19 protein-coding genes are annotated in these 19,691 nt (G+C 73.5%); 11 read left to right on the top strand and 8 right to left on the bottom strand.

All coding sequences use genetic code 11. The features are described from left to right. Nucleotides 1-89: 89 nt before the first annotated feature. Nucleotides 90-293, bottom strand: coding sequence for a cold-shock protein (locus EIO00_RS12380; protein ID WP_140178314.1), 204 nt, complete (start codon nucleotides 291-293; stop codon nucleotides 90-92). A gap of 600 nt (nucleotides 294-893) precedes the next feature. Between EIO00_RS12380 and EIO00_RS12375 the strand changes: the two genes are divergently transcribed. The 10 genes from EIO00_RS12375 (at nucleotide 894) to EIO00_RS12330 (ending at nucleotide 10,686) form a co-directional block, all read left to right on the top strand. Further along, entirely contained in the window at nucleotides 894-1,682 is a 789-nt protein-coding gene (locus EIO00_RS12375) for an MlaE family ABC transporter permease (RefSeq protein WP_140178539.1), read from the top strand. Then, complete coding sequence (locus EIO00_RS12370; RefSeq protein ID WP_140178311.1) at nucleotides 1,679-2,548, top strand: ABC transporter permease; 870 nt, start codon at nucleotides 1,679-1,681, stop codon at nucleotides 2,546-2,548. Before EIO00_RS12375 ends, EIO00_RS12370 begins: the two co-directional genes overlap by 4 nt. Continuing rightward, nucleotides 2,545-3,567: an MlaD family protein gene (locus EIO00_RS12365; protein ID WP_140178308.1), complete on the top strand. Its 1,023-nt coding sequence runs from the start codon at nucleotides 2,545-2,547 to the stop codon at nucleotides 3,565-3,567. Before EIO00_RS12370 ends, EIO00_RS12365 begins: the two co-directional genes overlap by 4 nt. Next, nucleotides 3,564-4,610 carry an MCE family protein gene (locus EIO00_RS12360; protein ID WP_140178305.1) on the top strand — a complete coding sequence of 349 codons (1,047 nt, stop codon included), beginning with the start codon at nucleotides 3,564-3,566 and terminating at the stop codon, nucleotides 4,608-4,610. The genes EIO00_RS12365 and EIO00_RS12360 overlap by 4 nt, the downstream gene beginning before the upstream one ends. Further along, the gene (locus tag EIO00_RS12355; protein ID WP_241661302.1) at nucleotides 4,607-5,644 is read left to right on the top strand and encodes an MCE family protein; all 1,038 of its coding nucleotides are present in this window, start codon (nucleotides 4,607-4,609) and stop codon (nucleotides 5,642-5,644) included. Before EIO00_RS12360 ends, EIO00_RS12355 begins: the two co-directional genes overlap by 4 nt. Then, a complete protein-coding gene (locus EIO00_RS12350; RefSeq protein ID WP_140178302.1) occupies nucleotides 5,641-6,666 on the top strand; it encodes an MCE family protein in 1,026 nt (341 codons plus the stop codon). Before EIO00_RS12355 ends, EIO00_RS12350 begins: the two co-directional genes overlap by 4 nt. Further along, entirely contained in the window at nucleotides 6,663-7,673 is a 1,011-nt protein-coding gene (locus tag EIO00_RS12345) for an MCE family protein (protein WP_241661301.1), read from the top strand. The genes EIO00_RS12350 and EIO00_RS12345 overlap by 4 nt, the downstream gene beginning before the upstream one ends. Continuing rightward, nucleotides 7,670-8,950: an MCE family protein gene (locus EIO00_RS12340; protein WP_161602712.1), complete on the top strand. Its 1,281-nt coding sequence runs from the start codon at nucleotides 7,670-7,672 to the stop codon at nucleotides 8,948-8,950. The genes EIO00_RS12345 and EIO00_RS12340 overlap by 4 nt, the downstream gene beginning before the upstream one ends. Nucleotides 8,951-8,960: 10 nt before the next feature. Further along, complete coding sequence (locus tag EIO00_RS12335; RefSeq protein WP_140178296.1) at nucleotides 8,961-9,905, top strand: hypothetical protein; 945 nt, start codon at nucleotides 8,961-8,963, stop codon at nucleotides 9,903-9,905. 79 nt (nucleotides 9,906-9,984) lie between these two features. Continuing rightward, complete coding sequence (locus EIO00_RS12330; protein WP_140178293.1) at nucleotides 9,985-10,686, top strand: TetR/AcrR family transcriptional regulator; 702 nt, start codon at nucleotides 9,985-9,987, stop codon at nucleotides 10,684-10,686. Between the two features lie 103 nt (nucleotides 10,687-10,789). Here EIO00_RS12330 and EIO00_RS12325 read toward each other — a convergent pair whose 3' ends face one another. The 4 genes from EIO00_RS12325 to EIO00_RS12310 all read right to left on the bottom strand — a co-directional run bounded on the left by EIO00_RS12325 (nucleotide 10,790) and on the right by EIO00_RS12310 (nucleotide 14,297). Further along, on the bottom strand, nucleotides 10,790-11,536 hold the full coding sequence (locus EIO00_RS12325; protein WP_140178291.1) for a choice-of-anchor P family protein: 747 nt from the start codon (nucleotides 11,534-11,536) through the stop codon (nucleotides 10,790-10,792). An 89-nt stretch (nucleotides 11,537-11,625) separates the two neighbouring features. Next, nucleotides 11,626-12,396 (bottom strand): L,D-transpeptidase, encoded by a 771-nt coding sequence (locus tag EIO00_RS12320; protein WP_140178288.1) that lies wholly within the window; start codon nucleotides 12,394-12,396, stop codon nucleotides 11,626-11,628. A gap of 377 nt (nucleotides 12,397-12,773) precedes the next feature. Continuing rightward, complete coding sequence (locus EIO00_RS12315) at nucleotides 12,774-13,181, bottom strand: hypothetical protein (RefSeq protein ID WP_140178286.1); 408 nt, start codon at nucleotides 13,179-13,181, stop codon at nucleotides 12,774-12,776. A 138-nt stretch (nucleotides 13,182-13,319) separates the two neighbouring features. Further along, nucleotides 13,320-14,297 (bottom strand): CapA family protein, encoded by a 978-nt coding sequence (locus tag EIO00_RS12310; RefSeq protein ID WP_140178284.1) that lies wholly within the window; start codon nucleotides 14,295-14,297, stop codon nucleotides 13,320-13,322. Nucleotides 14,298-14,475: 178 nt separating this feature from the next. Between EIO00_RS12310 and EIO00_RS12305 the strand changes: the two genes are divergently transcribed. After that, entirely contained in the window at nucleotides 14,476-15,849 is a 1,374-nt protein-coding gene (locus tag EIO00_RS12305) for a WS/DGAT/MGAT family O-acyltransferase (RefSeq protein WP_161602711.1), read from the top strand. Between the two features lie 82 nt (nucleotides 15,850-15,931). Here the strand turns inward: EIO00_RS12305 and EIO00_RS12300 are convergent, their stop codons facing one another. The 3 genes from EIO00_RS12300 to EIO00_RS12290 all read right to left on the bottom strand — a co-directional run bounded on the left by EIO00_RS12300 (nucleotide 15,932) and on the right by EIO00_RS12290 (nucleotide 19,667). Then, nucleotides 15,932-16,756 carry a metallophosphoesterase family protein gene (locus tag EIO00_RS12300; RefSeq protein WP_140178281.1) on the bottom strand — a complete coding sequence of 275 codons (825 nt, stop codon included), beginning with the start codon at nucleotides 16,754-16,756 and terminating at the stop codon, nucleotides 15,932-15,934. A 59-nt stretch (nucleotides 16,757-16,815) separates the two neighbouring features. Further along, the gene (locus EIO00_RS12295; protein ID WP_140178279.1) at nucleotides 16,816-17,184 is read right to left on the bottom strand and encodes a hypothetical protein; all 369 of its coding nucleotides are present in this window, start codon (nucleotides 17,182-17,184) and stop codon (nucleotides 16,816-16,818) included. Between the two features lie 119 nt (nucleotides 17,185-17,303). Next, nucleotides 17,304-19,667, bottom strand: coding sequence for a DUF4132 domain-containing protein (locus EIO00_RS12290; protein ID WP_140178277.1), 2,364 nt, complete (start codon nucleotides 19,665-19,667; stop codon nucleotides 17,304-17,306). Nucleotides 19,668-19,691 lie beyond the last annotated feature (24 nt).

Genomic DNA, 19,691 nt, shown 5'->3' with positions numbered 1-19,691 from the left:
CGTCTTTCGTACCGTGCCCGTCGCGAACGGCACGAGGCAGGCCCGGCGATGCGGGGCCTGCCTCGTGGCGCAGCGGGCTGCGCGGCCGCTCAGAGGGCGCGGACCTGGTCGGCCTGCAGCCCCTTGGGGCCCTGGACGGCGGTGTACTCCACGCGCTGATCCTCGCTGAGGGTGCGGAAGCCGCTCATCTCGATCGCCGAGTGGTGGACGAAGATGTCGGCGGTGCCGTCGTCAGGGGCGATGAACCCGAAGCCCTTGTCGGGGTTGAACCACTTCACGGTTCCCTGAGCCATGGTGTCTCCTTTGAAGGTCCTCTCCGCGGGTGCGGGAGGGTCGTCGTTGGGCCCGCGCCGGATCGCACGGTCCCGGCCTACGGCCGCCACCCTTCAAAGGAGTCGGTCCCTCGAACGATGAAGCGCCCGCTGTCAAACCCTGCGGCGCTTTCCACGTTCGCAAACTTCGACTGCAACCACACCGTACAGCGTGCGGGGCGCCGGAAAAATTCCCGGCGCTTTCGACCAGTCTACGCGCCCGGCCGACCGGCCGGGCCGCGCCGCCCGCCGCATCGCCTCTCTCCGGGCCCCTCCCCTCGGCCCCCCGACCGGCCTCCGACCGGCTCCGTCCGCCGCTCCTCGGACCGCCCGTCGCGCCGTCCCCGGCGGCCCCTCGCGGCCTCTCGCGGCCCTGTGGCGCGGCGTCCCGCGCAGGTCGGCGGGTCTCGTCCGACATCTTGTCCACAGACTATTGGCAGATCGCCAATAACTCTTTAGGCTGCCCCAAGAGCGCCAGAAGGTGACGTACGCAACACCTTCCCGGCTTGTCCCATGCCTCGACCACCGCTCCGGGGCCGCCCGGAGTCGCCACGCCCTCGCGGCGTCTAGGAGGTGAGCGCACTGGCCGCCACACAGGTGCCGATGCGGATCCACGGACTGCTCAGCGAGGTCGGCGAGCTGTTCGTGGTGGCGTTGGAAGGTCTCCGGCGGACCTGGGACGTCCGCAGCTGGTTCTGGGAGTTCGTCGATCAGGCCTGGTTCCTGGCCCGGGTCACCAGCATCCCGGTGATCCTGGTGGCGCTGCCGCTGGGAGCCACCGTGGCGCTGCAGGTCGGCCAGGTCGCCGCCCAGCTCGGCGCGCAGTCGGCCACCGGCGGCGCGGTGATCGTCGGACTGGTCCGCGAGGTCGCCCCGATCGCCGCCGCGCTGATCATCGCCGGGGCCGGCGGCTCGGCGATGGCCGCGGACATGGGCACCCGGCGGATCCGCGACGAGCTGGCGGCCATGGAGGTCATGGCGGTCAACCCCATCCACCGGCTGGTCACCCCCCGGCTGTGGGCCTCCAGCCTGGTCTCCACCCTCCTGGTGTCGCTGGTGGTGCTGTCGGGCGCGACCGGCGGGTTCGTGTTCAACGTGCTGCTGCAGGGGGTCACCCCGGGCGCCTACTTCGACGGCGCGGTCTCCCTGCTGCAGACCTCCGACCTGGTGGTCACCCTGCTCAAGGCCTGGCTGTTCGGCATGATCGCCGGGATCGTCGCCTGCCACATGGGCATGAACTGCGCCTCCACCCCGGTCGGGGTGGGCCGCGCGGTCAACCGATCCATCGTGGTCGCGTTCATGCTGGTGTTCGCCCTCAACTACGTGATCTCAACGGTCTACTTCGTCGCGTTCCCGCCCAAGATCGGATGAACGGCCTGTTGTCCGTCGGCCGCGCGGGAGCGCGCGGCGGCGTCCGAGTCACGGCCGACGCGGTGCGCCGCGTCGGCGACCTGGCCGACTGGCCGCTGTTCATCGGCCGGGTGATGCTGGGGATCGTCCGGGACCTGATCTGGCGCCGCAAGTACGGCACGGTGGTCGCCCGCCAGGTCAGCGACGTGGTGGTCGGCGCCGGGGCCACCGTGGTCGGCGGCGGCATGATCTTCGTGATCTTCACGATGGCGTTCTTCGTCGGCACCGAGGTCGGCCTCCAGGGCTACACCGGGCTGCGGGCCATCGGCGCCGAGTCGTTCATGGGGCTGGTCGGCTCGTTCGCCAACGTCCGGGAGATCACCCCGGTGATCGCGGCGGTGGCGCTGGCGGCGCAGTGCGGGTCGGCGTTCACCGCCGAGCTCGGCGCGATGCGGATCTCCGAGGAGATCGACGCGCTGGAGGTCATGGGCATCGGGTCGTTCACCTACCTGGTGTGCACCCGGGTGCTGGCGGCGCTGATCGCGCTGGTGCCGCTGTACCTGATCGCGCTGTTCGCCAGCTTCTTCGCCACCCGCCTGATCACCACGCGGTTCTTCGGGCTGGCCCCGGGCGTCTACGACTACTACTTCCAGCTCTACCTGCCGACGATCGACCTGATCTACAGCTGCATCAAGGTGGCGGTGTTCGCCTTCGCGGTGATCGCCATCCACTGCTACTACGGCTACTACGCCACCGGCGGCCCGGCCGGGGTGGGCCGGGCGACCGGGCGGGCCATCCGGCTGTCGATCATCGCGATCGTCACCCTGAACCTGCTGTTGTCGTACGTCTTCTGGGGCAACGGCGAGACGGTGAGGCTGACCGGATGAACGCCGTGGAGCTGCCGCTCGGCCGCCGGCTGGTGATCACCGCGATCACCCTGGCCGTCGCGGCCGCGCTGATCTGGACGCTGATCACCGAGCCCTTCGCCCCGGAGGGGACCCGGCTGACCGCCGAGTTCGGCCGGGCCGGGCAGGGACTGTCCGACAACGCGCCGGTCAAGATCCGCGGCGTGGACGTCGGCCGGGTGACCTCCGTGGAGCTGACCGCCTCCGGCCGGGCCCGGGTCACCATGGCGATCGACCCGGGGGTGCGGGTCCCCGACACCGTCACCGCCGCCGTCGAACCCTCGTCGGTGTTCGGGCCCAAGTACATCAACCTGCTGCCCGGCGCGCACGAGGAGCGGGGGCCGTTCCTGGCCGACGGGGCGCGCATCACCCGCACCGCCGACCCGCGCGACCTGTCGGACCTGCTCGGGGAGGCGCACACGGCGCTGGCGGCGATCGACCCCGACGAGGTCGCCGTCATCGTGAACACCCTCGCCCAGGGCCTCGACGGGCAGGGACGGCGGCTCCGCCAGACCATCGACTTCGGCGGGACGCTGCTGAACGTGGCGCACCGCCGCCGCGAGGAGGCCCGCGCCTTCCTGTCCGACGGGGCCGACCTGCTGACCACGGTGGCCCAAGTCTCCGACGAGATGATCGCCATCGCCGACGACGCCAACACGGTGATCGGCGGCTTCGCGGCGGGCGGCCGGGGCCGGCTGGGCTCCTTCGCCGACCGGCTGGCGGAGGTCTCGGCGCTGGTGGCGCACGGGTTCGACCGGCGCGGCCGGCAGCTCGGCGCCGGCTTCCGCTCCGGGGAACGCGCGGTCGGCATCATCTACCGGCAGCTTCCCGATCTCGGCGACGCCGTCCGCACCGGGAACCAGATCCTGCCGATGTACCAGGAGCTGACCGACTTCCCGGGCGTGGGCGGCAAGAACTACCTGGGCGTGCACGGCTGGCTGCCCAACCACCCGTGCGCGCTGGTCGTCGGACTGTGCGGTCCGGGGGGTGAGCGGCCGTGATCTCCGGACGTCGCGGGCTGCTGCTGAAGCTGGGGCTGTACGTGGCGGTGACCGGCCTGCTCACCGCGTTCATCGGCGCCCAGATCGCCCGGGTGGACCTCTCCGGCGGCTGGAGGCTGAGCGCCTCCTTCGAGGACGCCAGCGGCCTGGCCGAGGGCGACCAGGTCAAGATCGCCGGCGTCCCGGTCGGCCGGGTGGACGAGATCAAGGTGGTCAAGGGCCGGGCCAGGGTGACGATGAGCATCCGCGAGTCGGTGCGGGTCCCCGCCGACACCCAGGCCGCGATCCGCTGGCGCGACGCCGTCGGGCAGCGGGTGGTCTACCTGATCCCCGGCACCAGCCGCACCATGCTGCGCCCGGGCGCCCACATCACCCGCACCAAGTCCGTGGTCGACGGCGGAGAGCTGATCAACCAGCTCGGCCCGCTGACCGAGAGCCTGGACGGGGCCCAGGTCAACGAGCTGCTGGCCTCGCTGGCGCAGGCGATGGACGGCAACGCCGCCGACATCGACCGGCTGATCGGCGACATCGAGACGCTCTCGGCCACCCTCGCCCGGCGCCGCCAGGCGCTCCGGCAGATGATCGCCGACTACGCCACGGTCAGCGAGATCATCGCCCGCCGCGACAAGCAGATCGCCGCCGCGGTGGACGACATGGCGACGCTCAGCCAGGCGTTCGTCGACAACCGCCGGCTGATCGACCGGACGCTGGTCGAGCTGTCGAAGACCGCGCGGACCTCCGAGGCGGTGCTGGCCCGCAACGCCGGGCAACTGGAGGAGATCATCGCCCGGCTGAGCGTGTTCACCTCCGGGGTGCGGCGCAACCACGAGGCCGTGCGCGCGGTGCTGGAGAAGGCCCGGCCCAAGCTGGAGCACATCTTCGCCGCCGTCGACAACGGCGAGTACATGGAGGTCGCCGCCCCCTGCCTGACGCTGGTGGCCCCGCCCTGCCCCTACCCCACCCGGCTGCCCGCCGACCGGGAGGGCACCGGCCGCATCGACACCGTTCCCGAGCTGCAGCGACTGATCGTCGGAGGCGGATGATGGCGCTCAAGTCGTTCCGCGACCGCAACCGGATCACCGTCGGTGTGGTGTCCTCCGGGATCCTGGTCCTGCTGGTGGTGTCGGTGTACCTGATCGGCACCGAGGGGCTGCTGCGCGACCGCTACACCATGTCGGGGGTGTTCGCCGACAGCGGCGGGCTGCGCCCCGGCGACGAGGTGCGGGTCGCCGGCGTCGAGGTCGGCGAGGTCACCGAGGTCAAGCCGGACTGGGCCAACGGCCGGGTGCTGGTCGCCTGGGAGGTCGACTCCGAGGTGAAGCTGGGGACCGCCACCCGCGCCGAGGTGCGGGTCTCCAACGTGCTGGGCGGCCGGCACCTGCGGCTGTCCGGCCCGGTCGCCGCCCCCTACATGGACGACCTGCCCGAGCGACGGCGGCGGATCCCCCTGGAGCGGACGGCGGTGCCCACCACGTTCAACGACGTGCTGAAGAGCTCCACCGAGGCGGTGCGCAGGCTCGACACCCGCTCCATCCAGACCATCGTCGACGAGCTCGGCGGGCTGAGCGAGCGGGACCGGGGCAGGCTCAGCCGGGCGCTGACCGATCTCACCGAGGTGGCCGAGACCGTCGACGAGAGCGACCCGCAGATCCGCACGCTGCTCGACAACGGCGAACGGCTGGTCGCCCTGGCCGACAGCAAGGAGCGGCAGCTGCTCACGCTGATGGACAACGTGCAGGCCATGCTGAAGGAGCTGGAGCTGCGCCGCGACGAGCTGTCGGCGTTCCTGGGCGGCGGCGACGCCACCGTCAAGTCCATGACCCGTCTGATCGACCGGCAGCAGGCCAAGCTCGCGTCGATCGTCAAGGACCTGCAGACCACGCTGGCCGCCCTGCGCCCCGCCAACGACGACCTCAACGCGCTGCTGGCGTGGGCCGGCCCCACGCTCAGCGGCCTGTCCTCGGTCGGCGGCCGGGGCCCCTGGCTGGAGGTGGTGGCGACCGGGCTCGGCCCGCTGTCGCCCGAGGACCTGGCCGCGCTGGCCCGCCTGGCCCGGCGGCAGGGAGCCGCCCGATGAGACGGCTGATCGCATGGGCGACCGGACTGGCGTTGATCGCCGCGACCGGCGGCTGCACGGTGCTCGGCGGCTCGGACACCTACCGGGTGACCGTCTATTTCCCCTCCGCCACCTCGCTGTATGAGCGGTCCCGGGTGAAGGTCATGGGCATCGACGCCGGGGTCGTCACCGACATCACGCCCGAACGCGGCCGGGTCCGGGTCGACCTGGAGGTGGACGAGGAGGTGCCGCTGCCGGCGGACGTCCGCGCCGCGATCGTGTCGGCCAACACGCTCGGCGAACGGTTCGTCCAGCTGCACCCGGCCTGGCGGCGGGGCCTGCCCAAGGCCCCGCCGGGCACCGTCATCCCGATCGAGCGCACCGACCTGCCGGTGGAGGTGGACGAGGCGCTCGACGCGTTCGGCAAGCTCGGCGACTCCCTGGACGCGCAGACCGTCGGCGACGCCCTCCACGGCGGCGCACGCGGGCTGCGCGGCAAGGGCGACGACATCAACCGGGGACTGCAGGCCGCCGCCGCGCTGAGCAACGACCTGGCCGCCCAGGACCGACGGCTGGTCCGGCTCGCCGAGCGGCTCCGGTCGCTGGCCACCAGCCTGAACGAACGCGACAAGCAGCTCACCGGGCTGATCGACTCGTTCTCCGCCACCAGCCGCACCCTGGTCGAGGAGCGGCGGCGGCTCCAGGCGTTCATCGACGACCTGGCGGCGGTGATCCAGCGCAGCGAGGTGCTGATCGTCGCCTACCGGGAGACGCTGCCGAGCACCGTGGCCGACATGTCCAACATCGTCATGACCCTCAAGGCCAACGCCGACTCCCTCAACCAGGCGATCGCCGCGATCGGGCGGTTCGCCGACGTGGCCGTCGAGGCGTGGGACCGCGAGAACCACACCGCCACCGTCCGGGTCATCGTGCACGGCACCATCCGCGCCTGGCTGCAGCCGCTGTTCACCGCGATGGGCTGGGGCACCGTCCCGTGCATCGAGGACGAGCCGGAGCTGGGCCGGTGCACCGAGGGGGGATGATGAGGGCGCGACGCACGATCGCCGCGGGGGCGCTGGCCCTGACGATGACGGCGGGCTGCTCGGTGCAGACGCTCGGCGCGCCGCGCGGCGGCATGGAGCTGACCGCGACGTTCGACGACGTGCAGAGCCTCACCGTGGGGCACAGCGTGCAGATCGCCGACGTCAAGGTCGGCACCGTCACCGACATCGAGCTGTCCGGCTACCGGGCGACCGTCACCATGTCGCTGCGGAAGGGACAGCGGATCCCGGTCGGCACCACCGCGATGATCTCCCGCACCTCGCTGCTGGGCGAGAACTATGTGCGGCTCACCCCGCCGCCCGGCCGCGACCTGGGCACCGGGCCGTTCCTGGCCGACGGGGCGAGGCTGGAGCAGACCTCGGTGCAGCCCGACCTGGAGCAGATCACCGAACGGGTCGGGCCGCTGCTGGCCGCCGTCAGCGGGCGGAACGTGGAGACCATCACCACCGAGGGCGCCACCGCGATCGGCGGCAAGGGCAGGCAGCTCAACACGCTCATCAAGAAGGCCGCCGAGGTCACCGACAGCTACGCCGCCGCCAACGCCGACCTGGCCCGGGCGCTGGACGCCATGGCCCGCCTGGGCGGCACGCTGCGCTCCGGGCACGATGAGCTGGACAAGCTGCCCGGCAACATCCGGCTCGCCACCCGGCGGCTGGCCGCCGACCGCGCCCGGCTCAAGCGGGCGGTGCAGCAGCTGCTGCGGCTGGCCGAGTCGGTGAACGCCAACGTCCAGCTCCGGCACGGCGAGCGGCTGGAGAACCTGCTGCGCCAGGCCGACGAGCTGATCGAGGCGGCCGTCCGAGGCCGGGAGGACCTCAAGGCGATCACCCTGTCGGTGCTCACGATGCTGGAGGGCCCCTCGGTGTCCTACGGGGGACAGGGGCTGATGTTCATCTGGCTGCGCGGCTTCCTGCCCGCCGACGACGTCCCCGCGTCCACGGCGCAGGCCCCCGGCCCGCTGCGCGATCTGCTGGAGCCGCGATCGTGAACCACAACCGCCGCATCGTCGTCAACCTGGTGTTCTTCGCCGTCCTCGGCGTGGTGCTGGCGATCTGGGCGGTGAGCAGCCTGATCGATATCGACGCGCTGCGCCGCCCGACCCCCGTCATCGCCGAGTTCGCCTCCTCCCCCGGCCTGAGGTCCGGACTGGAGGTCACCCATCTGGGCGTCCGCGTCGGCAAGGTCGGCGCCATCGAGCTGAAGCCCGGACGCGCCGAGGTCCGCATCGACCTGGACCGCCACGCCCGGGTGCCGTCCACGGTGGGCGCCCGGGTGATGCGCAAGTCCGCCGTCGGCGAGCCGTACATCGAGCTGACCCCGCCGCCCGCGACCACGTCCGAGCCCCGTCCGCTGCGCGCCGGGGACCACATCCCGCTCGACCGCACCGTCGGCAGCACCGACTACCGGCACCTGTTCCGCTCGCTGAGCGACGTCCTCGACGCCGTCGACCCCGACGACGCCCGCACCCTGGTGCACGAGGCGGCCGCCGCGCTGGAGGGCCGGGACGACTCGCTGCGCGACCTGATCGCCGACACCCACAGGCTCACCGGCACCCTGGCCGCCGAGTCCGCCACCCTGGACGCCCTGTCGGTGCAGCTCACCCGGCTCACCGGGACCCTCGCCGACCACCGGCTGCAGCTCGCCGCCGGGGTGCGCGACCTGGCGACCGTCACCGAGTCGGTCCGCCGGTCCCGGCAGCGACTCGAGGCGGTCCTGGAGGAGGGGCCCGATTTCCTGGAGCAGGTCGACAAGCTCCTGCAGGAGGCCAGGCCGAGCCTGGACTGCCTGCTGACGGCGGTGTCCACGCCCGGCTCACCGATCTTCAGCCCGCAGAACGAGGCGCGCATCGACCATGTGATCGAGATGGTGCCCACCCTGAAGGCGCTGGTCTCCGACATCACCGTCAAGGAGGGCGGCCGCCGCTACGCCCGGATCAAGCCGGTCATCACCGTCCCCGGCTCCGGTTCCCCGCAGGGCGCCGAGTTCGCCGAGCCCCGTCCCAAGCCCGTTCCCCGGCCGTTGAGCGTCTGCCCCGCCACCGAGGGCGCCGACCCCGCCCAGGCCGGCGCGTTCACCGCCGAACCCGACGGCGGCGGCAGGCCGGGGCGGGGGACCACCGTGCTCCGCAAGTCCGCCGACAGCGAGAACGCCTCGCCGGTCTCCGGCGTCCTGCCGCTCCTGCCGCCGCTGCTGGGAGCCCTCATCGTCATCGCCGTCGGCGCCCAGACCCTCCGCACCCTGATCCGTCGCCGCTTCGGCCGTTGAGGAGGCCCCGATGACCCGCACGACCATGACCTGGCTGGGTGACGACACCGCCCCCGGGCCCTCGGCCCCCGCACCGACGGACTCCGAGGACGCCCTGCGGACTCCCGAGGCCGAGAACGCCGCCCGGCGTGAGGACCGCGACGCCGCCGAGGACGCCGCGCGAGCCGAGGAGGGCGCTCCGGATGCGGAGGAGCCCGCGGACGCGGCTCGCGTGGAGGAGGTCGAGGACGAGCGCGCCGCGGAGGGGCCCGAGAAGGAGGGGGCCGAGCGGCGGGCCGGGAAAGCCGCGGCGGAGGGCGATCGCGACGACGCCCCCACCGCGAAGGCCGCGAACGGGAAGCGCGGGGACGGAGCGTCCCGCGAGGGCGCCGGGGGCCGCACCGGCCGCCGGCGGTTCAGGCCCTCCGCGGAAGGGGCGGCCAAGGCGGCGGTGCTGGCGGCGCTGGCGGCCGCGATCGCGGTGGCCGGGCTGCAGTGGCACCGGGCGAACGGGATGGCCGAGGAGGAGGCGGTGCGCACCGCCGTGCGCACCCGGGCCGCCGAGTTCGGGGTGGCGCTGCTGAGCTACGACCACAACGATCTGAAGGCGGCGCGGGAGAGGGTCATGTCCATGGCCTCCGACGACTTCGCCAAGACCTACGACGTGGCGTTCACCGGGGGCCTGGAGGGCGTGATCGGGCGGCTCAAGGCCGACGCCACCGCCACCGTCCGCAACGTGTACGTGAGCGAGGTGAACGACACCGCGGCCAAGGCCATCGTGGTGCTGGACTCCGAGGTCAAGAGCACCGCCGGGACCCGCCGGGTGCTGGGTTCGTACCTGGAGATGAACCTGGTGCGCCAGAACGGGCAGTGGAAGGTCACCGAGGTGTCGTCCATCGGGTCGATCAACGAGAGCATGTCCGGCTCCGACGACCGGAGCCCCTCCCCCACCCCGTCGTCCTCGCCCCGCCGATGACCGGAGTATCGTCGAGACGACGATGAACACCGCTTTCAGCGATGATGCGGCCGGGCGCGGCCCGACGGCGAGGGAGTAGATGGGCAAGGCCACGGTCGGCGGCGCGACGACGCGCCGGGTGCGCAAAGAGCCCGACGAACGGCGTGATCAGATCCTGCGGGTCGCCCAGAGACTGTTCAGCAGGCACCCTTATCAATCGGTGTCCAGCACTCAGATCGCGGACGCGGCGGGCGTCAGCCGCGGCCTACTCAACCACTATTTCGGGACCAAGCGGGAGCTGTATCTGGCGGCGGTGCGGCGGATGCTGGAGATGCCGCCGATGCCGGTGCCGGCCTATGTCGAGGGGGCCGGCGTCCGCAGCCGCGTCACCAAGGCCCTGGACGGCTGGCTGGAGCTGCTGGAGCGCAACCGGGGCACGTGGATCACCGCGCTGGACATGGTGGAGTCCGGCGGCGACCCGGAGCTGAGCCGGATCCTGGACCAGGCCCGGGACCGCGCCGTGGACCGGGTCTGCGAGGTGCTGGGGCTGGCGCCGCTGGCGGCCGAGCACGATGAGGTGCGCGCGGCGCTGCGCGGGTTCTCCGGGATGGCCGTGGCCGTCACCCGGGAGTGGCTGAAGTTCGGGCGGATGACTCGGGCGCAGGTGCATCTGCTGCTGGAGCAGACGGTCCTCCACCTCGCCGAACAGGTCGTGCCCCGTCTGGTGGGCGACGCGGCGGGCGACCCGCCGGGCGCACCGGCGCCCGACGACGGGCTGGAGGCCCCCTCCCCGGCGGTCTGACCGGTGGCCGGGCCCGCGGGCGGTCGCCGTGAGAGCGCCGCCGACGCCGCGGCGCCCTCCCCCGCCCGGGTGCGGGCGAAGGAGGGCGCGCTGCGGCGGGGTGTCAGCCGGTGACCGGAAGGTCCTTGGTCACCGGGGTGGGCGCCGGGGCCATGGCCGCGGGCCTGGTGTGCCCGGGGTGGCCCTTGCCGCCCGCGTGGTGGCCCTGACCGGGCCGGCTGTGGGGCTTCTCGGGGTTGCTCTTGATCCGCTTGGCGGCGCCGCAGGTGGCCGAGGCGATGCCGAGACGCTGCGGCTTGCCGTTGGTCGACGGCAGGTTCAGCTCGATGGCGGTGACGGTCAGGTCGCCCTGCGGGTTGCGCCGCTGGGAGTTGAGCACCACCGAGGCCTCGCCGAGCCCCTGGATCGGCACCCGCAGCGCGCTGTTGGGCTTGGGGTTGGCGGCCAGGCGCTGGCCGTTGAGGTAGGCGTTGGTCAAGGTGGCCTGGCCCTTGCGGCCCTCGCAGGTGGCGCTGACCGTCTCGGCGTGCAGCAGCCGCTGGGCCACGTTCAGGTCGGACACGCTGGCCCGGCCCACGCCGCGCTGCGCCAGGGCGTCCAGCGCGGAGGCGTTCACCAGCGAGTTCGGCGGCAGCTCGGCGACGGACTTGCGCTGCGGCGTCTTGCCCTGGGCCGCCACCAGAGGCGTCGCCGGCAGGGTCACCAGCCCGTCGGCGGTCAGGCCGTAGGCCGAGCTGTTGTCCTTGGCGCCGGCCTTGTCGGCGAACGCGGCGGGCGCACCGGCGATGATCAGGGGGGCCACCAGGGCCCCGGTGACGGCGGCCGTCCGGGCCGTGGATGACAAACGCACGCTTCCTCCTTGACAGATCGACGATCGGGTTCGCGGAAGGGTCTGTCGGCCGGCCGGGACGTTCGGCCGCCCGGCCGGCGTCGGGTCGGTCAGGTCACCAGGACGAGGGTGCCGAGCGGGATCCGGCTGAGCCTGGTCAGCGCCTCGTCCGGCACCCTGATGCAGCCGTGGGTGACGGCCTTGCCGAAGACCGACGCATCGCGCCAGCCGTGGAAGGCGACGGTGCCCGGGCCGCCGCCGAAGGTCTCCAGCGTCTCCGAGTGGGCCCCCACCGGCACGATCAGCGGACTGAACGTGGGCTTGGCCGGCTTGAGCAGGGCGAGCAGGAACGTCCGCCCCTTGGGGGTGGGCGTCTCGGCCGCCCCGACCGCGACCGTCCAGGTCCCCGTCTTGCGGCCGGACTCCCACAGGGTGAGCCGCCGCTGGGCGAGGTCCACCTTGACCAGGTGCGAGGTGCGGGCGACGGTGATCCGCCCGTCGTCTCGGATCCAGCCGGTCACCCCGTTCGGCCTGCTGGGCAGCAGCACCTGCAGCCAGCCGTCCCGGGCGCCCACGACGGGCACCCAGGTGGGGCTGTCGAGCTGCTGTTCCGGCAGTGCGGCCACGGCCGGTCCGCCGGGCCGGGCCGCCACCTCCACGGTGCTCGTGGGGTGCACCACCGTGCCGTCGGTCTCCGCCTGCGGTGCGGGGTCCTGGGGCAGGCCGCGCAGCGTGGTGAACGTCGTCGCCTGCGGCAGCCTGGTCAGGTCCGGCCCGGTGGACCGGCTCTCGGTCGGGCCGTCGCCCCCGCCGCAGCCCGCCATCACCGCCGCGCAGGCCGCGCTCGCCAGAGCGCGACGCCACCGGCGGACACGCCTCATGGCGTGGCATATCCCTGGGGAACGTTCGGTCACGAGAACTCCAAACCGGGACACCCCGGCAGAGGGGGCGGTCACTCGATGCGACTGATGTCGCACGGGCGTCCCAGGTTTATCAGGCGTGACACCTCAATCACGGCAAGCAATCGCACTCGCAATGACAAAATTCCTTTTACTGATCCCGCGATCAGTGCCGTGACCTGGGGCTTGTCCATTCCGCACGGAATGGAGGCAAGACCCGCAACACCCTGTCCGCCGGAAATTCCGACCGGTCGCCGCCGGCCATGGCCCATCGCCGGCGCATGTGCGGAGAAAGAAATCGGCAGGCGGCGGAAAACGCATTCTTCCGGTCGTTCCGCTCCCCGATCGCCGCGCTCGGGTCAGCGGCGCAGACGCCGCAGCGCCTGAGCGCAGACGCCGCAAAACGCCCCCCACAGGACGTTCACCGCGATCACCGGAAAGACGGCGATCGGGGTGGCGAGCGGCCCTTGGAGCTCACCGGTGAGGATGGGCGAGAGGATCCCGCTCGCCACGATGGCGACGACGGCGTAGGCCGCCCCGGCGCAGATCAGGGTCGGGAGGGGTTCGCGGATCCGCCCGAAGGCCCCGATGAGGATCCACAGCAGCGTGATCGCGGCGGTCAGCAGCAGCGGCGTGGCGGGCTTGCCCAGCGCCTCGCTCCATCCGGCGATGGAGAACAGCGGCCTCACCAGCGCGATGGCCGTCAGCAGGCAGGCCATGGGCCAGTCGACCCGCCGCCGCACGGAGAGGAAGGGATCGGTGTTCATGCGGCGAACGTAGGCCGCCGGCCCACCGGGCCGGATCGGCCCGTGGCTGACACCGCCCTACCCTTCCGGTTGCGTCCCGGCCGCCCGGCCGTACTCCCGGGGTTGCGGTCGCCCGTCCCGCCGTCCCCGGCCGGGACGTCAGTGGGCGGGGACGGCCATGTGCATGGTGAAGACCCCGTCGTGCTCCTCGACCGGGGTGCCGAACTCGGCGGAGGCGGCGGCCAGCCGGTCGTAGATCAGGGCCCGTTCGTTCTCCGAGGCGATCCGGGTGCGGCAGTAGTCCAGGGCCAGCGGGACGGCGGTGACCTGGCGGGGGCCGCGCTCGTCCAGCTCGACCAGCCACAGCAGGCCCAGGTCGTTGCGCAGGTCGGCGTCCACGGCGTAGTCGTCGATGAAGTCCCCCAGGTCGTAGAGGATCGGGCCGGACACGCCCTGGAAGACGTGCGCGGAGTGACCGGCGATCATGGTGGCGCCGGCCTCCAGCAGCTCGACGGCGGCGCGCCGGACGTACGGCAGGGGCTCGGCGACCATGTTGGGCCCCCAGTGCGGGGTGACCAGCACGACGTCGGCCCGGGCCCGCAGGGCCGCGATGCGCTCCTTCACCCAGCCGGGCACCCCGGAGGACAGGTCGGCGTACGCCACGCCGGGGCGGTCGGGTCCGGCGGCGAACTCGGCCGGATGGTCGGTCAGCCCGAGCACCCCGACCTTCACGCCGTGGGCCTCCAGGATCGTGCCGGCCCGTGCGCTCGGCTCGTCCGGGCCCGCCCCGACCACCGCGATCCCGGCGTTCTCCAGGTGCTCGAGGGTGTCGAGGAACGCCTCGTGCCCGTAGTCCAGGGCGTGGTTGTTGGCCAGGGTGACGCAGTCGACCCCCAGCAGGGCCAGCAGGTCCGCGGCCTTCGGCGGGGCGCGGAAGTGGAACATCTTGCCCGGCGAGGACCACGGCCGGCCGCGTGCGGAGATGCAGCACTCCAGGTTGAGGACGGCCAGGTCGGCGGCGGCGAACCGGTCCCGCACCGCGGTGGCGAACAGGTCGTGCCAGGAGACCGCGGCCAGGCGCTTCGCCACGTCGCGCCCCAGCATGGTGTCGCCGGCCAGCGCCAGTGTGATGGACATGCGCCTCACCTCGGCTCAACGGATCACAGACCAGGCATTTGGCCTGTTTGCCAGGTTCTACCCGTTTTTGTGCAGGTCAGCGCACCTGAGGCGTTCCGGCGCTGTGGGCCACCGCACGCGCCGCCGCCGCGTAAAGCGGCCGGGGGCGGCAATAAGCCCTCAAGGAGGGGGATCGCCCATGGAGCGGATGAACGCGCTGGATGCGGGCTTTTGGTATGCCGAAAGCGACCGGGCCCCGTTGCACATCGCCTCGATCGCGATCCTGCACGGCCCGCCGCCCGGCCCCGAGGAGACCGCCGAGATCATCACCGCCGCCCTGCCGCGGGTGCCGCGCGCCCGCCAGCGGGTGCGGACCGTCCCCCTGCACCTGGACACCCCGATCTGGGTGGACGATCCCGGTTTCTCGCTCGACCGCCATCTGCGCCGCACCGCCGTGCCCGCCCCGGGCGGCATGCGGGAGCTGCAGAACCTGGTCGGCAGGATCATGAGCCGCCGGCTGGATCCGGACCGGCCGCTGTGGGAGATGTGGGTGGCCGAGGGGCTCGCCGACGACCGGTGGGCGCTGATCATCAAGGTGCACCACTGCATCGTGGACGGCGTCGGCGGCAGCGACCTGCTGACCGCGCTGTTCGACTCCGGCCCCGATCTCTCGCCGGAGCCGGCGCCCCCGCCCGCCGCACCCGGCCCCTCCCGATGGGCGCTGGCCCTGAGCGGGCTGGGCCGGGCCGTGGGCCGCCCGGCGGGTGCGCTGGCCCGGCGGCTGACCCGGCCGCCGCGTGCGGCGCAGCTGCGCAAGGCCCGCGAGTTCGCCGAGGGCCTGCCGCACACCGTCGAGCACATCACCCGGCAGGCCATGCCGTCCCTGCGCGGCCCCGCCGGCCCGGACCGCCGGTGGCTCACCGCGGAGGCGAGCCTGGAGGAGGCCAAGGCGATCCGCCGCGAGCTGGGCGGCACCGTCAACGACGTCATCCTGGCCGCCGTCGCCCACGGCTTCCGGGAGCTCCTCGCGGCGCGCGGCGAGCTGGAGGACCGCACCCGGGTCCGCTGCCTGGTGCCGGTCTCGGTCCGCGCCGACGACGCCCCGCTGGGCAACCGGGTCTCCGCCGTGATCGCGGAGCTCCCCTGCGGGGAGCCCAACCCCCGCCTGCGACTGGCCGACCTGCGCACCCAGATGCACGAGCTCAAGCACACCCACCAGGCCGCCGGGGCCGACGCGCTGGTGCGGCTCGCCGGGACCGCGCCCACCCTGCTGGCCCCGGCCGCCCGGGCGGTGATGGCGGTGGCGCGCAGCGTGTTCCAGACGACGGTCACCAACATCCCCGGGCCGCAGGACCCCCTGTACGTGGCGGGCCGCGAGGTCCTGGCCCTCTACCCCTACGTCCCCGTCGCCGCGGGGGCCGGCATCACGGTGGCGGTCTTCTCCTATGTGGGCCGTCTCTTCTTCGGCGTCACCGGCGACTTCGACACCGTCCCCGACCTGGAGGTGCTGGCCTCCGCCGTCCCCGAGGCGTTCGCCGAGCTGCGCTCGCCCAGCCCGCACGGGGCGCGGTGACCCCGCGGCGGCGCACCGTCGCCCCTCGGTGCGCCGCGCACCGCCGGACGGCGCCGCCCGGCGGACGCCCCGATGCGGCTCCTCAGGGCTCGGGGAAGACCGGCCGCAGCACCGGCGGCGTGCCGCGGCGCCGCCACTCCCGGGGGTAGCCCAGGGAGACCTCGACGAAGGGGACGCCGTCGCGTTCGATCGTCCGGGGGATGTGCAGATGCCCGTAGACGACCGCCTTGGCGTCGTAGCGGACGTGCCAGTCGTCGGTGTGGACGGTGCCGCACCACTGGGCGAACTCCGGGTACCACAGCACCCGGGTGGGCTCGCGGATCAGCGGCCAGTGGTTGACCAGCACGGTCCGGACGCCGGCGGGGCGCTCCTCCAGCCGCCTGCGCGTCTCGGCGAGCCGGGCCTCGCACCAGGCCTCGCGGCTGGGATAGGGGTCGGGGTGCAGGAACCTCTCGTCGGTGCAGACGATCCCGGATCGGTGGGCGATCGCCAGACCCTCTTCCTTGGTGGTCGCCCCGTCGGGCCGGAAGGTGTAGTCGTACAGCAGGAACATCGGGACGATCGTCACCGGCCCGCCCGGGCCCTCCCACACCTCATAAGGGTCCTCGGGGGTGCGGACCCCGAGGCTCCGGCACATGTCGACCAGGTGCCGGTACCGCTCCACCCCCCGCGGCCCGTCCTCCTCGCCGGGCGGCGTCCACAGCTCGTGATTGCCGGGCGCCCAGAACACCTTGGCGAACCTGCCGGCCAGCGTGCGCAGCGCCCACTCGATGTCGGGGAGGCGCTCGCCCACGTCCCCCGCGACGATCAGCCAGTCGCCGGGCGAGCGCGGCTCGATCCGTTCCACCAGAGCCCGGTTCTCCGGATGCCCGACGTGCAGATCGCTGGTCGCCAGCAGCTCGGCCACAAGATCACCCCAACCGGACGCGACGGTGCCCTGCGGCGAGCCTAACCGCCGCGGCGGCCTCAGCCCCCGGCCGGCGGGACGACCTTGACGAAGGTGAGCTCCAGCCCGGCGGTGAGGTCCGGCTCCTCGTCGAGGTCCTCCAGCCGCCGGTCGGCGGAGAAGACGAAGAACCCGTTGGCCGCGAAGGCCCGCTCGGCGCGGTCGGCCCGTTCGACCCAGTCGACGGCCGGGCCGGCCCGGCCGGTGCGCCGGGCTCCGGCCGGCCCGGCGGGGTCGCGCGAGGGGTCGGCGTCGCACCGGGCGACCTCCTCCCGGACGCGCAGCCGGATCAGCTCCCGCAACGTCATGCGCTCGGGGAGGTCGGACAGCCGGAGGGCGCCGGCGGGGCGGCCGGCCGCGGTCTCATCGCGGAGGACGACGTCGGGCATCGGTGTCCTCTCGGTGCTCTGCCGGTGGTCCGGCCCGCCGGTCCCGGGCCGTCACGGCCGGGCCGTCGGCGGCGCCGTCCGGCGCGGGGGCGTCGGTCACGACGGGGGCGGGGCCGCCTTCAGCCGGCGGGCGGTCCGCAGGTGATCTGCGCGCGGATGGACTCGTCGGTGATCTCGGTGTCGGCGGCCAGCAGGAACGCCTTGCCGAGGATCAGCGACAGCCGGTCCTCCTCGAAGGGGAGGTAGACACGGGGGCCGGGGCGGGCGGGGACGATGCACAGGTAGGCGCCGTCGGGCTCCATCACGACATTGGCCGAGCCCAGATGGATCCGGTAGGTGCGCAGGTCGCCGCGGACCACCAGGAAGCGGTCGGTCAGCGCGCAGCGGTCGGCGATCTTGGTGCGCGGCAGGATCCGGGCCAGCGCCTCCCGGCGGGCCTCGGCGGACGGGGTGAGCTCGCCGAAGGCGTGCTCGTGGCGGTAGGCCCGGTAGGGGTCCTCGCGGCGCTGCGCCCAGTCCGGGTCGGCGGCCAGCGAGCTCACCCCGACGAACAGGTCCACATCCCGCATGGCCTCGCTGAACACCACCGGCGGCACCTCGGTCAGGGGGACCTCCCGCCACCCGTCGGCGACGCGGCGGGCGAAGCGGACCCGGTCGGTGGAGGCGATGCCCTCGTCCGCATGCAGATGCCGGAAGGCGACCCGCCACCGTCCGGCCAGGACCCGCTCCGCCTCGTCCTCGCCTCCGCCGTCCCACGGCCCCAGCAGGCCGCTTCGCCAGCCCCGGGCGCGGAACAGCGCGAACATCCGCCGGTAGTGCACCAGATGCGCGGCGAACCGCTCGGAGTGCGTCCCCGCCTCCTCCTCGGCGGGGGTGAGGCGGTAGACCTCCCGGAACGCCTGCGGGAACGGCTGCCGGATCCGCCGTTCGACGATCAGGTCGCGCCACCGCGTGATCTCCTCGGCGTCGGAGCGGATCGGATGCCACAGCCGGACCGCCGCGTCCCGCCCCGGCTCGTCGACGGCGGCGCCGGTGGAGTCCAGCAGGCCCTCGGGGGAGGGCAGCACGGCCCGCCACCGTCCCGGCTCCGCCTCCACCTCCCAGATCAGCCGCCGGACCGTGGTGCCGGCCAGCGGATGGCGGACCAGGTCCTCCCGCCACCGCTCATAAGGCCGGGTCGCCTCGGCGGGGAGGCCGCCCTCCAGGGCCCGCACCAGCGTGCTCAGGTGGGCGCGGACCCGTTTGGCCAGGTTCCGCAGGTCCTTGACGGTCTCGCGGTGCTCCCGCCTCACCTGGGCGGGCGTCGACCGCCTCGGCCTGCCGTCCGGGCCGAGCCAGCCGAGCGTCGCCTTCTCCTCCTCGACCGTGATGACCGCGGTGCACTCGCCCACCGGGGTGCGCAGCACGCCGTCCGGGGGGAAGCCCAGGTCGGGCATCCGCAGCGCCACCTCGACGCGTTCGGCCAGGGCGGCGTCCACGCGTTTGAGCATCCGGTCGAGCTGCTTGGGCACGCCTCTGTGCCGCACCGTCCGCCGCACCGCGCGCAGCGACGCCGCCGTCTCGGGCGTGGGGAAGTCCTCCACCGCCCGGGTGATCTCGAACAGCAGCGCCTGCGAGGGCAGCGTCCGGGCGTCCTCCTTCGGCGCGACCGCCACGTCGTGCAGCAGCCGGTCCACCGCCTCCGGCAGCCACGGCTCGTCCCGCCGCAGCGCCAGCCGCGCCGCCCGCCCCAGCGTCCGGACCTCGTCGGCGGTGAACGCCTTGTCGGCCCGGTAGGGCACCTCGCCCGCCTGGACGGCGGCCGCCCGCGCCCGCGCCTGCCCCAGCGCCCATCGGGCGAACCGTGCATACCCTGCGTCGGCCACCAGCTCCCAGGCCCACGGCGGCGTCGGCATGGCGACGGAACGGAACCGCTGGCGGCCCTCGACCTCGCAGAACGCGACCAGCTCCCGCACCGGCCAGGTCAGCAGCAGCTCCAGCTCGGCGCGCGCGATCTCCCCCTCGACCGCGAACCCCGCCGCGACCTCGGCGTGCAGCATCGGCCCCGCCAGCCGGGCCATCGCCAGCAGCCGATACGTCCCCGCCTCCTCGCCCCGCTCGAGCATGGCCCGGACCAGGGTCGCCGCACGGTCGGTCAGGCCGGGCGGCCACGGTCCGGTGCACCGCAGCAGCGCCCCCAGTCCTGTGTCCAGATCCGCCCGGCCCCGGCGCGGCAGCATGTCCACGAGCGCGTCGAACATCGCCGAGCACGCTCCCGGCGTGAACCGCGGCTCCCGCTCGCTCGCCGCGCGCTCGACGTCGCTGCGCAGGGAGCGGTCCGCCGACGCGTAGGCGACGGGCAGCAGCGCCGCCAGCTCCTCGTCGGTCAACCACGAGGGGTCCCACACGTCGGGGTCCGGGCGGACATCCGGCGCCTCGGCCAGCGCGGCGGCCATCCGCACCGCCCGGGGCGACAGCACGACATCGTCGGAGAGGTACGGCATGGGGCCGATCATCGCCGGCCCCAC

This window comes from Thermomonospora catenispora, from assembly GCF_006363815.1.
GTDB lineage: Bacteria > Actinomycetota > Actinomycetes > Streptosporangiales > Streptosporangiaceae > Thermomonospora > Thermomonospora catenispora.
This window is presented reverse-complemented; position numbering and strand designations above follow the sequence as displayed.

What these genes read in the sequence shown, in the direction of transcription:
- EIO00_RS12380 (WP_140178314.1), bottom strand. Translation starts at nt 293, where the DNA reads ATGGCTCAGGGAACCGTGAAGTGGTTCAACCCCGACAAGGGCTTCGGG.
- EIO00_RS12370 (WP_140178311.1), top strand. Translation starts at nt 1,679, where the DNA reads ATGAACGGCCTGTTGTCCGTCGGCCGCGCGGGAGCGCGCGGCGGCGTC.
- EIO00_RS12365 (WP_140178308.1), top strand. Translation starts at nt 2,545, where the DNA reads ATGAACGCCGTGGAGCTGCCGCTCGGCCGCCGGCTGGTGATCACCGCG.
- EIO00_RS12355 (WP_241661302.1), top strand. Translation starts at nt 4,607, where the DNA reads ATGATGGCGCTCAAGTCGTTCCGCGACCGCAACCGGATCACCGTCGGT.
- EIO00_RS12350 (WP_140178302.1), top strand. Translation starts at nt 5,641, where the DNA reads ATGAGACGGCTGATCGCATGGGCGACCGGACTGGCGTTGATCGCCGCG.
- EIO00_RS12345 (WP_241661301.1), top strand. Translation starts at nt 6,663, where the DNA reads ATGATGAGGGCGCGACGCACGATCGCCGCGGGGGCGCTGGCCCTGACG.
- EIO00_RS12335 (WP_140178296.1), top strand. Translation starts at nt 8,961, where the DNA reads ATGACCCGCACGACCATGACCTGGCTGGGTGACGACACCGCCCCCGGG.
- EIO00_RS12330 (WP_140178293.1), top strand. Translation starts at nt 9,985, where the DNA reads ATGGGCAAGGCCACGGTCGGCGGCGCGACGACGCGCCGGGTGCGCAAA.
- EIO00_RS12320 (WP_140178288.1), bottom strand. Translation starts at nt 12,396, where the DNA reads ATGAGGCGTGTCCGCCGGTGGCGTCGCGCTCTGGCGAGCGCGGCCTGC.
- EIO00_RS12315 (WP_140178286.1), bottom strand. Translation starts at nt 13,181, where the DNA reads ATGAACACCGATCCCTTCCTCTCCGTGCGGCGGCGGGTCGACTGGCCC.
- EIO00_RS12310 (WP_140178284.1), bottom strand. Translation starts at nt 14,297, where the DNA reads ATGTCCATCACACTGGCGCTGGCCGGCGACACCATGCTGGGGCGCGAC.
- EIO00_RS12305 (WP_161602711.1), top strand. Translation starts at nt 14,476, where the DNA reads ATGGAGCGGATGAACGCGCTGGATGCGGGCTTTTGGTATGCCGAAAGC.
- EIO00_RS12295 (WP_140178279.1), bottom strand. Translation starts at nt 17,184, where the DNA reads ATGCCCGACGTCGTCCTCCGCGATGAGACCGCGGCCGGCCGCCCCGCC.
- EIO00_RS12290 (WP_140178277.1), bottom strand. Translation starts at nt 19,667, where the DNA reads ATGCCGTACCTCTCCGACGATGTCGTGCTGTCGCCCCGGGCGGTGCGG.